The sequence below is a fragment of the Chitinophagaceae bacterium C216 genome (assembly GCA_028485475.2).
In the GTDB taxonomy this organism is placed as follows: domain Bacteria; phylum Bacteroidota; class Bacteroidia; order Chitinophagales; family Chitinophagaceae; genus Niabella; species Niabella composti.
Genome location: CP144143.1, coordinates 2,023,537 through 2,036,973, shown reverse-complemented (window position 1 = coordinate 2,036,973; position 13,437 = coordinate 2,023,537). Strand labels below are relative to the sequence as shown.

The window sequence follows — 13,437 nt, the reverse complement described above, 5'->3', positions numbered from 1 at the left end:
AAAAATGCATTTGAGAAGCTGCTTTTTGACTGGTATCATTTAAATTCGCTAGGATTTTTATACCGCTTGATCAGCAACGATTGCATCGCGTGTCTAACGAAAAATTGTAAATAATGAACAAAAAACAGAATTCCAGAAGGAAATTTATCAAGAACGCTTCATTGCTTGGCGCCTCAGCCCTTATCCTTCCGGATGCTTTATTTGCGCAGAAAGGACTTTTGAAGAAATCTACGATTGCGCCATCCGAAAAGGTAAACCTGGCCTGTGTGGGCATTGGTAACAGAGGTAAAGAAATTATTCTAGAGCTTCACAAAACGGGACTTGCCAATATAGTGGCACTGTGCGATGTAGACATGGGTGCGCCACACACTCAGGAAATTATGGCAAAATTCCCCAATGCCAAACGTTTCCAAGACTTCAGAGTGATGTTTGATAAAATGGGAAATGAAATTGATGCCGTAAGCATCGGCACCCCCGATTTTTCGCATTTCCCCATTACTATGATGGCCATTAAGCTGGGAAAACACGTATACGTGGAAAAGCCCATGGCTCGTACTTTCAATGAAGTGGAGCTAATGATGAAAGCGGCTGCCAAGTACAGCAATGTAGTAACCCAAATGGGTAACCAAGGCCATTCAGAAGCCAACTATTTCCAGTTTAAAACCTGGGTAGAAGCCGGTATTATCAAAGATGTTACAAAAATCGTCGCACATATGAACTCCAGCCGGCGCTGGCACGGATGGGATCCTAATATCAAATCGTTCCCGCCTGCGGAGCCGGTACCATCGACCCTCGACTGGGATTTATGGCAGATGCAGACATTCGGGCACGATTATCACCATGATTTCGTAAACGGTCAATGGCGCTGCTGGTACGACTTCGGTATGGGAGCACTTGGCGACTGGGGAGCACACTTGCTCGACACCGCCCACGAATTCCTGAAACTAGGCCTCCCTACCACAGTAGAGCCTTTAAAACTCACAGGACATAATCAGTTTTTCTTCCCGATGTCTACCACGCTGTCTTTCAAATTCCCCAAGAGAGATAAAATGCCGCCGGTAGAAGTACTTTGGTACGATGGGGTGGACAACCTACCTCCTATTCCCGAAGGTTATGGTGTACAAGGGTTAGATCCGAATATTCCACCACCCAGCACCGGAACCATTCAGGCCAAACTGAACCCCGGCAAAATCATTTACTCTAAAGATCTTATCTTTAAGGGAGGCTCACATGGTAGTACCTTGTCTATCATTCCCGAAGCAAAGGCAAAGGAAATGGCATCCAAGCTTCCCGAAGTACCGCCATCACCTTCCAACCATTTCAAAAACTTCCTACTAGCATGTAAGGGATTGGAAAAAACCAGATCACCATTCTCAGTGGCTGGTCCTCTGAGTCAACTTTTCTGTCTGGGAGTGATTGCTCAATGGACGGGCGAAAAAATACAGTTCGATCCCAAGAAAAAGATCATTACCAATAGTAAAAGAGCCAATGCATTACTGGTAGGACCTCCCCCACGCAAAGGCTGGGAAGAGTACTATAAGGTATAGTTTGATCACTTCTGATAAATATAATTTTTTAAATCCCGTAATTCTTTACGGGATTTTTTATTAGACAAAACAGCACAAAAAAAGAGCACGTGTATAAAACACATGCTCTTTCTTCACAATGGTATACTATGCTTTTATTAGTAGCCCATTCCGCCCATGTCAGGACCCGGAGCCGGAGCAGCTTGTTTGGGTTCTGGTTTATCAGCAATCACACACTCGGTAGTCAGCAACATACCGGCGATAGAAGCTGCATTTTCCAGAGCCACACGGCTTACTTTGGTAGGATCGATAACACCGGCTTTGAACAGGTTTTCGTAAGTTTCAGTTCTGGCATTGAAACCAAAATCTCCAGTAGCTTCTTTAATTTTCTGAACTACGATAGAACCATCGATACCGGCATTGTCTGTAAGCGTACGAATAGGCGCTTCCAGAGCACGTTTTACGATAGCCATACCGGTTTGTTCGTCTTCGATCTGGCCTTTGAGTTTTACATCCAGAGCTTGGATAGCGCGGATATAAGCCACACCACCACCTGGAACGATACCTTCTTCTACAGCAGCACGTGTAGCGTGTAAAGCATCGTCTACGCGGTCTTTTTTCTCTTTCATTTCTACTTCAGTAGCAGCACCTACATAAAGAACTGCCACACCACCGCTTAATTTAGCCAGACGTTCTTGTAATTTTTCTTTATCGTAGTCAGAAGTAGTGGTTTCGATTTGCGCTTTGATTTGGTTAACGCGGGCAGTGATATCTTGTTTTTTACCTTTACCACCCACGATGATTGTATTGTCTTTGTCGATGGTTACAGAAGCAGCCTGACCTAAAGCAGGAAGATCTGCAGCTTCCAGTTTGTAACCCAGGTCTTCGCTAATTACAGTACCACCAGTCAGGATAGCGATATCCTGTAACATTTCTTTTCTTCTGTCGCCAAAGCCAGGAGCTTTTACAGCCGCAACTTTCAGCGTACCGCGTAATTTGTTCAATACTAAAGTAGCCAGAGCTTCACCTTCCAGATCTTCAGCAATAATCAGCAGTGGGCGACCACTTTGAGCTACTTTTTCCAGAATACCCAGTATATCCTTCATGGCGCTGATTTTCTTATCATAGATCAGGATATAAGGGTTCTGAAGCTCGGCTTCCATTTTTTCGCTGTTAGTAACGAAATATGGAGAAATGTAACCGCGGTCGAACTGCATACCTTCTACTACTTCTACAGTAGTGTCGGTACCTTTAGCTTCTTCTACGGTGATCACACCTTCTTTACCCACTTTGGCGAAAGCTTCGGCAATCAGTTTACCGATAGTTTCATCGTTGTTAGCAGAAATAGTAGCTACCTGCTGAATTTTTTTGCTGTCGTTGCCTACAGTTTGGCTTTGACTTTTCAGGTTTTCAACAACCAGTGCTACAGCTTTATCGATACCGCGTTTCAGGTCCATCGGGTTAGCACCTGCGGCTACCATTTTCAGACCTTCGCTGATGATTGACTGAGCTAAAACAGTGGCAGTAGTAGTACCATCACCTGCAATATCCGCAGTTTTAGAAGCAACTTCCTTCACCATCTGTGCGCCCATGTTCTCGATTGCATCTTCCAATTCAATTTCTTTGGCCACAGATACACCATCTTTGGTTACAGTAGGCGCACCGAATTTTTTCTCAATAACTACATTACGACCTTTAGGACCTAATGTAACTTTTACGGCGTTTGCTAAGGCATCAACGCCTTTCTTCATCCTATTTCTTGCTTCAATATTGAAGAGTAATTGTTTTGCCATTTTTTATTACCTCCACCCCTGAAGGGATTATTTATACTGCGAGGTCACAGTTTTACTTTTTTAGAATAGCTACTTATAAAAACAATTCCCAACTAAGAAAATAAGTACTTAATTAGGAATTAGCATTATCAATAGCGAGGATATCGCTTTCACGCATGATTAGATAATCTTGTCCGTCGATTTGGATTTCTGTACCGGCGTATTTTCCGTACAATACAACATCGCCAGCTTTTACTGTAATGGGCTCATCCTTTTTACCCGGTCCGGCAGCAACTACTGTACCGCGTTGAGGTTTTTCTTTAGCAGTGTCAGGAATAATGATACCGCCCGCTGTTTTCTCCTCGGCGGCTGCAGGTTTTACAATCACCCTGTCATGTAAAGGGGTAAGTGATACTTTTTTAGCCATGTTTTATCTGTTTAAAAATTGTTTATTTACGTTAGAAAAAATGATTACTAGGATTTTCTATGGTCGGCAAATGTACCGTAAATTATATGCCATAGTATAAGAATATGCAATTTTTTCAGTCCAAACCAATTTTCAGTTGCAAGACAAGGGATAAGTTGACAGGTTGCAAACTATGCAAAGCCTTCTGTCACCCTGGTGACTGACAGGCTGTCTGTCCTACGCATCATCATGTCATTAATCCTAGTCCTTTCTAGGTTTTACCACACAAGATTGAAACATTTTAATAATTAAACCCTATCTTCGCCGCCTGAAAAAACAGTTCTTGATTCAATGATTAATAGAAGAAACATAAGGGTAAAGGTGATGCAAACCCTTTATGCATTTACGACCAGCGTAGAGACCGACAGACCCATTGATCCGCAAAAAACACTAACACAATACTTTAATCAAACCCGAACACTTCTGACCAGCTTGGTATATTTTCTTACCGAAATAGCCAGATACGCAGAAAAAGACGCTTATAGAAAATCGCACAAATATATTCCTACCGAAAAAGACCTCAACGTCAACACCAAGCTCGCCGGCTGTCCGCTTTTGTGGGAAATTTTGGAGTTGGAAGAGTATAAAGCGGCCCTTAAAAACGAAAAGCCCGAACAGTTTGGAGATGAAACGTTGATAAAGAAAATCTATACACAGCTTACCGCTACTCCTCAATACCAACAGTATATCAGTATTCAAGAAAATAAAATTCAGGAAGACCGGAAGATATTTGAATTCATCTTCAACGACCTGATGCTGGGTAATGAAATTTTCATCAACCATATGGAAGAGTCGTTCAGTAATTGGAACGACGACGGAGATATGCTGGCGCAAACAATAGCAGCTATTATCCGCAAGCCACAATCAGCCGCTTTCAGGCAAATTATTACTCCCGATAAGGAACAATTTGCTAGAGATCTGCTGAGAACCGTTATTGAAAAAGAAGAATACCTACTGTCACTCATCACCCCCAAGTTGAAAAACTGGGATCCGGAACGCATTGCTTTGCTGGACATGATTATTATGAAAATGGGGGTAGCAGAGTTTTTGTATTTCGATACCATTCCACCCAAAGTCACCATTAACGAATACATTGACCTAGCAAAAGAATACAGTACCGCACAAAGCGGATTTTTCGTCAACGGTATTCTAGATAATATTCATAAAGAGTTGGCACAGCAGGGAAAACTCAAAAAGACGGATTTCAGAAAAGCATAATTTTATTGCGATAATTGTAGCAGAATACTGAATATTCCTATACATTCGCAATAGAAATTGAAATTGAACAATCTCTGCAAAAATTTGATTGCAATGAAACGCATATTAGTTGTTCTTACACTTGCAGCCGGTATGGCAGCCTGCAACAGCGGGAATCAATCGGCTAATACCGATGAAGCTCCCTTAAACGACTCGCTAAAACAAGCAGCATTAAGAGACTCCTCCAACTACACTACAGTGGAATGGGTAGATTCTACTTTTCAGGATATCGGCAGTATCAAAAAGGGACAAACAGTTGAAATACCATTTGTTGTAAAAAATACCGGTGATAAACCTTTAATTATTTCTTCGGTAAACCCGGGTTGTGGCTGTACTGTAGCCGACAAACCCGAAAAACCCATCATGCCGGGCCAGGAAGATAAAATTGTAGCCCGTTATAACAGTACAGGGCAACCCACCGGCACCCATACCAAAAACGTAAAGGTAAGAGCCAATACAAAACCTACTACCGACCACTTATTGCTTTTTAAAGTGACCGTAACAGATTAATATTTTAAAGACTATAAATGATGACTAATTACATTTTACAAGCTCAAGGTGCTTCAGGTGCCGGTTCTTTTCAGTTGATTTTCTTATTAGGTATGATCTTAGTGTTCTGGCTGTTTTTTATCCGCCCTCAGGCGAAAAAAGCTAAAGAACAAAAGAAGTTCATTGAAAACCTGCAAAAAGGTGATAGAGTTGTTACCATTGCCGGTATTCACGGAAAAATTCAACAACTGAATGAAGACGGTACTATTAGCCTCGAAGTAAGCCCTGGCAACTATATCAAAGTGGAAAAATCAGCGATTAGCATGGAATGGAGCAACCAGGTGAATAAAGCAGCTACTGCCGCTAAATAAGTGCAGTAATACTGTTTGCGTTCAGGATGCATCAATTTTGAACACACAATATTTACGACATGTTAAAGATAGGCCTCACAGGAGGAATTGGCAGTGGTAAATCAACCATTGCCAAAATTTTTTCTACGCTGGGTATCCCTGTCTATGATGCCGATATCGCAGCTAAAGAACTGATGCGCTCAGATCCGCAAATCCGCGCACAGCTTATTGCCCGCTTCGGCGAGGAAGTGTATCAACAGGGAGCGCTCAATCGGGCCTATCTTGCCGCTATTGTGTTTAACGACGAGGCCGCACTGAAAGACCTCAATGATATCACCCACCCTGCCACTATTCAGGATGCCGAAAACTGGTTTCAGCGGCAACAGGCTCCTTATGCTATCAAGGAAGCCGCACTGATTTTTGAAAGCGGCAGCGAACAGTTTCTGGACTATGTTATTGGTGTGTGGGCTCCTGAACAAGTACGCATACAACGGGTGCTTGCCCGCGGCGGTTTGACCGAAGCACAAATTAAAAGCCGCATGGCCCGCCAGATGAACGAAGAAGCAAAAATGAAGCGCTCTCACTTCATCATCGACAACGGCGGCACCACCCCCGTTATTCCACAAGTGATAGCCCTACATGAAAAATTGCTACAGCTAGCAGAGAAATAATACGCTATCTTTTTTCTCCCAACATTTTCCCCTTGGCTCTTATACATCATCATTCGGCCATATAATCTACCGCTTGGAAACAACTATATAGATGACTAAGAATTATTTTTGTGCTCCATGCTAGCGCTACATTCCATATCGCTTTTACAGTTTAAAAACTACACCAACCGAACCTTCACTTTTAACAAAAAGGTAATCGGGATCTGCGGACAAAACGGTGTAGGCAAAACCAATATTCTCGACGCCATCCATTATCTATGCTTTACTAAAAGCTATTTCAGCAATTCGGATGTGGTGAACGTGCAGCACGGCTTTAAGGGATTTAGAATTGAAGGGCACTTCAACCTGAACGGCAAAGAAGAAACTGCAACCTGCATATTACGCGAGAATAATAAAAAAGAGTTTTTATTGGACAAAGAACCCTATGATAAATTTTCACGGCATATTGGCCGCTACCCTTGTGTAGTCATCGCGCCCGACGATGCTATACTGATTACCGGAGGAAGTGAAGAAAGAAGAAGCTTTCTTGACGCACTCCTCTCCCAACTCGATGCTGAATATCTGCAGCAACTCATCACCTATAATAAAATATTGCAGCAGCGCAATTCTTTTTTAAAAGCCGCTGCAGAAAGTGGACGTCTGAACGAAGACCTGCTGAAGATATTCAACGAACAACTTACCACGCCCGGCAATTATATCTTTGAAAAAAGAAGTCATTTTCTGGTGTCTTTTCTGCCACGAGTGAAAAGACTCTATTCTGATATTGCACAAAAGGAAGAAGACCTATCTATTCTTTACGACAGTAAACTCTTCGACATTTCGTTCGAAGCATTGCTAGAAAGTACACGCGATAAGGACCTTCAATTACAACGCACTACAGCAGGTATTCATCGCGATGATATTTTGTTTCAACTCAGCAATCAGCCTTTTAAGAACATCGCTTCGCAGGGGCAACGCAAAAGCCTTTTGTTTGCACTCAAAATCACAGAGCTGGATGTTATCACCGAAGAAAAAAAATTATCGCCCATACTCTTGCTGGATGATGTTTTTGAAAAACTGGATGAATCCCGAATTACCAGCCTACTGGAAAAAGTATGCATAATGAATCAAGGACAAGTATTTATCACCGATACCAATGAAGAACGACTCCGCTCCCATTTGGAAAAAATAAAAGCGGAATATGAAATAATAACTTTGTAACTTGCCCCTTTCCCAACACGAGTAAAATTTCGCATATGGCCGAATATTCTATCGGAGAAGCCCTGAAGGAATTTCTAAACAAAAGCCGTTTTCGCAGCGATATACAGACACTAGAGGTAGAAGCCCTATGGGAAAAAATCATGGGTAAAACCATCGCCCGATATACTGAAAAAATACAGATTGTGGGCGATAAACTTTTCATCCACACCAGTGTGGCGCCATTAAAAAACGAACTGATTTATCAGAAAGAAAAAATCATCGAGCGGATCAATGAAGCGCTTAAGGGAAATGTGATAAAAGAAGTTATTGTAAAATAATTACTGATTCTTTACGCGCGGATCGAAAAGACCGTACAATACATCGGCCATAATATTCATGATCACAAAGAAAGCTGCCGATATCAGAACAGAACCCATCACTACCGGATAATCCAGTTTTTCAAGTGCATCCACCGTTACTTTTCCGATCCCCTGCCACCCAAATATATACTCTACAAAAAAAGCACCCGCCAAGAGCTCAGCAAACCATCCAGTAATCGCAGTAATGACAGGGTTGAGCGCGTTTTTCAAAGCGTGCCGCCATACCACTACTTTCTTCGACAAACCCTTAGCATAAGCTGTACGGATATAGTCTTGATCCAATACATCGAGCATAGCGCTTCGGGTGAGCTGCGTAATAATAGCTAGAGGTCTAATACCCAGCGTTACGGCCGGCAATATGATGTTTTTAAAGCTTAATACTTTTTTCCCCGTTTCTGCATCAATATCGAACCAGTTGCCACTAATCTGCAAACCGGTATAGTGTGTGAGCACAAATCCGAAAATATAGGCAATGATAATTCCCATGAAAAATGAGGGCGCGGAAATACCGATAATGCTGGAGAAAATAGCCGTGGTATCCATCCAAGTGTTCTGCCTCACAGCAGCGAGCACACCTAGCGGGATACCGATTACAACCGCCAGTGCCATAGCTGCAACGGTAAGCATAATGGTTCCCGGTAAGGCCTGCATAAGAATACTACCTACTTCGCGCTTGCTTTGATAAGATCTGCGCAGATAAGGAATTTTAAAGGCCAGTTTCTTTTCTCCTCCTATAAAAATACCTTTCAGTTGTTTATTGGTAATTTCTTCTTTAGAATGAATAGCAATAGGCGACACATCGTTTAGATAGAGGACAAACTGCTTCCACTTAGGCTGATCGAGATACAACTCGCGACGTATATTTTCCTGTGTTTTAAGGTCGCCTGTTTGTCCCATTACCAACCGTGCAGGATCACCAAAACCCTGAAACAGAAAGAATACCAGTATTACCACACCGATCAGTACCAGTATGCTGTAAACAAGTTTTCGGACGATATATTGTGCCATCGTGCTTAAAAGCTTTATAAGGTAATACGGTTAAAACGTTTATAGCTTTCCTTGTCTACAATTGTACCTTTCTGCAATACAAGCACAGTAGGATTGGTGCGAGCGGCAATCCTAATGGAAGTATTATCGCCACTCAATACGTCAACACCGGCAAATGATGTACCTGCAATATGTTTTTTTACGGCATTGGCGTCACTGCTAACAATGTATACAGGAATATTTTTCTCCCTAGCCTTTTTATACAAGTCTGCAAAACCCTTGGACCACTTATGTACTGGTGTTTTTGCATTTTCAACAAACAACAATACCACCTTATCTAATTCCAGAATTTGCTGTGTAAGATCTGCACCCTGTTGATTGCTTAAATTAAAAGCCTTAATCGGTGGCTCATTGTTTTTACCCGGTCGGATTACTTTGTCGTAACGATCGATAAAAGTGTAGGTACTGTCGTCAAAATCATCCGGGAATTCATCAGCCGTGAAGGAAACCTTCTGTCCGTCCTTTTCATACTCAAATACGATTACCGTACTATCGGGGATGGCATTGGCCGGCACTTTCATCTGCTCCGCAATATTATTACCTTTCTTGAACGGTAGACAATCCACTACGGGCAGATGCTTCAAAGTATACCGCTGTGCGGCAAAACTGAAAAATGCCACCAGTAGCAACAAAAAAGAAGTTGTGGACTTATTGAAGACAGGCTGGATATATTTTCTATTGAAGAAAATAATCAAAATAAATAGCAGCAATATCACATCCTTCCAGAAGGATTGTTGAGAAGTAATAGGCAGACAATCGCCAAAACATCCGCAGCTTTTAAATTTACCGGATAAATAAGCATATCCTGTCAAAAAAGTAAAGAAGATAATCAGCAACAGCAGTAACCAACTCACGGTCTTAATTCTCCAACCCAATAACAAAGCCGCTCCGGCAATAATTTCAAAAGCGATCATGAATATGGATAAGGGCAAAGCGATGCCATCCAATGCGCTCATTCCCCATGCTAGAAAAAACTCCTGCATCTTATAACTCAATCCAATAGGATCATTGGCTTTCACCAGTCCTGAAAAAATAAACAACAGGCCTACCAGTATTCGGGAGAAGGTTACAAGAGCTTTCATAATTTATGCTTTATGGGCTTCGTTATGTAATATGAGGGCAAAAACCGCGTAATTAATGATATCGTAATAATTGGCATCGATACCTTCACTAATCAGCGTCTGACCGTCATTATTCAATATCTGCCGGATGCGCAATAGTTTCATCAGAATAAGATCGGTAAGTCCCTCCTGACTCATGTTGCGCCAAGCTTCGCCATAATCATGATTTTTGTTAGTCATGAGGGTTTTGGCTTCATGGATATATTTATCATATAGCTGTGCCACCTCGGCTTCCGGCAAGTCCTCTGGGGCATCTCCAGGAAGCGCTAATTGTATCAGGCCGATAACGGCATAATTGATAATGCCCTTAAATTCTCCGGGAATATCATCGGCAATTTTTTGCTGCTTTTTATCCTGTATGGTGCGTATACGCTGTGCCTTGATATAAATTTGGTCCACAATGGAAATCGTACGCAATACCCGCCAAGCTGTACCATAATCCTTATTCTTTTTAAAAAAGATGGATTTGCACGACTCCACTACGGCATCATATTGTTCATTGGTTTTACTCATACATTCCTTTTATTATCCAACCGATCCCAACGCTCCTTCCTCTTCTTTACAAATCAACCTGTAACTTAGCGCTCAGGATTGGAACAAAAATAACAAACAAATACCTGAATGTTCACACTTAATTGTAAAGGCAGGCTATTAAACATGGATACCCCCATCGTAATGGGTATTATCAATATTAATAACGAATCATTTTATAGTGGTAGCAGACATACCGAAACTACAGCCATACTTCGTACTGCTGCTCAAATGCTGAAGGAAGGTGCAACCATTTTGGATATTGGCGGACAAAGTACCCGACCGGGAAGCACCACATATAGTGTGGATGAAGAACTGCAAAGAGTATTGCCTGCCATAGAAGTGCTACACAAAGAATTCCCGCAAGCTATTCTCTCTATCGATACGTTTTATGCCAAAGTAGCCCGCGAAGCGGCGGCTGCGGGCGCTTCCATCATTAATGATATCAGTGCAGGCAGTATGGATTCAGAGTTGATAGATACAGTTGCCGCATTGCAATTACCTTATGTACTCATGCATATGCAAGGCACTCCTCAAAATATGCAGCAGAATCCGCAGTACGAAAATGTAGTACGTGAAATATTGGATTTTTTTATCGAAAAACTTGCCCTATTACGATCAAAAGGCATAAAAGATATTATCATCGATCCCGGTTTCGGATTCGGGAAAACTACCCTACACAATTTCTGTTTATTAAAATATCTGTCAACCTTCGAGATGCTACAATGCCCGTTGTTGCTGGGGGTAAGTAGAAAAGGAATGATCTACCGCACACTCGGTATTACGCCCGAAGAAGCGCTGAATGGTACTACCGTTATCAATACCATTGGCCTGCTCAACGGTGCGCAGATTCTAAGAGTACACGATGTAAAAGCCGCTGTGGAAGCTATAAAACTTTATACGACTTATAAAGAAGCATCGGTATAAAAAAAGAAAGAAGGTGTAGTCACCTTCTTTCTATATAACATATCACTCTTGGCATTAAGCATTGTAGAGCTTTTCGTAATATTCATGCGCCATACGGCTACTGTCGAATCTGAAACGCACGTCCTGCATGCCGTTTTTCATAATCTGACGCCAAGTACTGTAATTCTCATAATACAGGGGCAAAATTTCCCCGGTAAGAATTTCGTACAGTTTGTTTAGATCGTACTGATCCTGATCATATACCGACATATTTCTGTAATCAGCTTTGGGAATGACAAAGCCATTATGTCCGTGATTGATAAACTCAGGAATCCAGCCGTCATCGGTAGAGAAGTTCACAGCACCGTTCATGGCAGCAGTCATACCGCTGGTACCTGAAGCTTCGCGCGGCACACGCGGATTGTTGAGCCATACATCTGCAGCCTGTTTCAGGCGTTTAGAAAGCGCTAATTCATAACCTATCAGTACGGCCACATTTTTAAAATTCTTACTCAGATGCACCAGTTCATTAAACTCGCCAATGGCTGGATGATCCATCGGATAAGGCTTTCCGGCCCAAATCATCTGCACGGGATACTTGGTATTATTCATCAACTCTGCAAAACGTTCCCTATCGGAAGCAATCAGGCCGGCTCTCTTATAACCTGCAAATCTTCTGGCCCATACGATGGTGAACACATCAGGATCGAAGAGTTTCCCCGTCTGATCAGCCACAATTTCAAACGCACGCTTCTTCATCCATTTCTTACGATCATCTAGTCCATAATCATCCCCTACTTCCCTGAATTTATACATATGTTTATCGGCCCAATAGGTCCAGTTCTGTGCATTGGTAATGGAAATAATCGGACAGATATTACCATATTTACCCCACATTTCTCGCGACACTTCGCCATGCAATTGAGACACACCGTTTGCCAAACGAGCCATGCGTAAGGCGGCAAGTGAATGATTAAACATATCGCTGTACTCGCCGATCAATGACTTCACTTCTTCCACACCCAATCCGCAGAAATAGGTCATCTTATGACACAGATAAATATCGTGCTTTTCATTACCGGCTTCTTCAGGTGTATGTGTAGTAAACACCAGTCTCTTTCTTACTTCCTCTATATTTTGCTGATACTTTTGATACAAGTAAAAAGCTGCAGGCAAACCGTGGGCTTCATTGAGGTGATATACCTCCGGATTAAAGTTGAGAATATCCATGAGCTTGGCACCCCCTACGCCCAGCAGAATGCATTGCGCCAGCTTAGTCGCAGCATTAGCATCGTAAAGTTTGTGTGTAATGGTTTGTGATACGTAATCGTTCTCCGGCAGTTCGGTGCTCAATAAAAATAAAGGAGCAGTTTTGAAGGTCTCAGGATTCAGATACCAAACTTTCACCCATACCGGATGATCGTGAATAGTCACCTGAAACTTGATACCGGTATCTTCCAAAAAGCTGTAAGTTTTTTCTTTCCAGGTTACATTCAGGGTTTGATCCTGATTACGCTCTTGGTCGTAATAGCCGTACTTCCACAGAATACCGATTCCAATCATATTCTGACGCAGCTCGTATGCACTGCGCAGATGCGAACCAGACAGAAATCCCAATCCACCACTGTATATCTTTAACGGCTGATGGATAGCATACTCCATGGAAAAATAAGCCACCTTTGTACTATAATTAGCATCAATTTCGTAAGGAACCCTGAAGTTTTCAAAACTCATACATCATT

At 42.2% G+C, this 13,437-nt stretch carries 14 protein-coding genes; 8 read left to right on the top strand and 6 right to left on the bottom strand.

Going from position 1 to position 13,437, the window contains the following annotated elements:
- Positions 1-113: 113 nt before the first annotated feature.
- Complete coding sequence (locus tag PIECOFPK_RS08670) at positions 114-1,547, top strand: Gfo/Idh/MocA family oxidoreductase (protein WP_330975528.1); 1,434 nt, start codon at positions 114-116, stop codon at positions 1,545-1,547.
- 137 nt (positions 1,548-1,684) lie between these two features.
- Here PIECOFPK_RS08670 and groL read toward each other — a convergent pair whose 3' ends face one another.
- Both groL and groES read right to left on the bottom strand, forming a co-directional pair.
- A complete protein-coding gene (gene groL / locus PIECOFPK_RS08665) occupies positions 1,685-3,319 on the bottom strand; it encodes a chaperonin GroEL (protein WP_330975529.1) in 1,635 nt (544 codons plus the stop codon).
- Positions 3,320-3,431: 112 nt separating this feature from the next.
- Positions 3,432-3,725, bottom strand: coding sequence for a co-chaperone GroES (groES, locus tag PIECOFPK_RS08660; RefSeq protein ID WP_330975530.1), 294 nt, complete (start codon positions 3,723-3,725; stop codon positions 3,432-3,434).
- 330 nt (positions 3,726-4,055) lie between these two features.
- Here groES and nusB point away from each other — a divergent pair, with 330 nt between their 5' ends.
- From nusB to PIECOFPK_RS08630, 6 genes are all read left to right on the top strand, one after another.
- Positions 4,056-4,982, top strand: coding sequence for a transcription antitermination factor NusB (gene nusB / locus PIECOFPK_RS08655; RefSeq protein WP_409965622.1), 927 nt, complete (start codon positions 4,056-4,058; stop codon positions 4,980-4,982).
- A 93-nt stretch (positions 4,983-5,075) separates the two neighbouring features.
- Positions 5,076-5,531, top strand: a complete 456-nt coding sequence (locus PIECOFPK_RS08650; protein WP_409965621.1) for a DUF1573 domain-containing protein — start codon at positions 5,076-5,078, stop codon at positions 5,529-5,531.
- Between the two features lie 17 nt (positions 5,532-5,548).
- A complete protein-coding gene (gene yajC, locus PIECOFPK_RS08645) occupies positions 5,549-5,881 on the top strand; it encodes a preprotein translocase subunit YajC (RefSeq protein WP_409965620.1) in 333 nt (110 codons plus the stop codon).
- Positions 5,882-5,940: 59 nt separating this feature from the next.
- Complete coding sequence (gene coaE, locus PIECOFPK_RS08640; protein ID WP_409965619.1) at positions 5,941-6,531, top strand: dephospho-CoA kinase; 591 nt, start codon at positions 5,941-5,943, stop codon at positions 6,529-6,531.
- Positions 6,532-6,648: 117 nt separating this feature from the next.
- On the top strand, positions 6,649-7,731 hold the full coding sequence (gene recF / locus PIECOFPK_RS08635) for a DNA replication/repair protein RecF (RefSeq protein ID WP_330975535.1): 1,083 nt from the start codon (positions 6,649-6,651) through the stop codon (positions 7,729-7,731).
- 35 nt (positions 7,732-7,766) lie between these two features.
- Positions 7,767-8,048, top strand: a complete 282-nt coding sequence (locus tag PIECOFPK_RS08630) for a DUF721 domain-containing protein (protein WP_409965618.1) — start codon at positions 7,767-7,769, stop codon at positions 8,046-8,048.
- On the opposite strand, the gene PIECOFPK_RS08625 is transcribed toward PIECOFPK_RS08630, so the two are convergent.
- From PIECOFPK_RS08625 to PIECOFPK_RS08615, 3 genes are read right to left on the bottom strand one after another with little or no spacing between them, the layout of a single operon-like run.
- Positions 8,049-9,098 carry an ABC transporter permease gene (locus PIECOFPK_RS08625; protein WP_409965617.1) on the bottom strand — a complete coding sequence of 350 codons (1,050 nt, stop codon included), beginning with the start codon at positions 9,096-9,098 and terminating at the stop codon, positions 8,049-8,051.
- A 14-nt stretch (positions 9,099-9,112) separates the two neighbouring features.
- Entirely contained in the window at positions 9,113-10,219 is a 1,107-nt protein-coding gene (locus PIECOFPK_RS08620) for a BT_3928 family protein (RefSeq protein WP_409965616.1), read from the bottom strand.
- A 3-nt stretch (positions 10,220-10,222) separates the two neighbouring features.
- Positions 10,223-10,771 (bottom strand): DUF1599 domain-containing protein, encoded by a 549-nt coding sequence (locus PIECOFPK_RS08615; protein ID WP_330975539.1) that lies wholly within the window; start codon positions 10,769-10,771, stop codon positions 10,223-10,225.
- Between the two features lie 144 nt (positions 10,772-10,915).
- Here PIECOFPK_RS08615 and folP point away from each other — a divergent pair, with 144 nt between their 5' ends.
- Positions 10,916-11,716 (top strand): dihydropteroate synthase, encoded by an 801-nt coding sequence (gene folP, locus PIECOFPK_RS08610; RefSeq protein ID WP_409965615.1) that lies wholly within the window; start codon positions 10,916-10,918, stop codon positions 11,714-11,716.
- A 54-nt stretch (positions 11,717-11,770) separates the two neighbouring features.
- Here folP and glgP read toward each other — a convergent pair whose 3' ends face one another.
- Complete coding sequence (gene glgP / locus PIECOFPK_RS08605) at positions 11,771-13,429, bottom strand: alpha-glucan family phosphorylase (protein WP_330975541.1); 1,659 nt, start codon at positions 13,427-13,429, stop codon at positions 11,771-11,773.
- Positions 13,430-13,437: the final 8 nt, after the last annotated feature.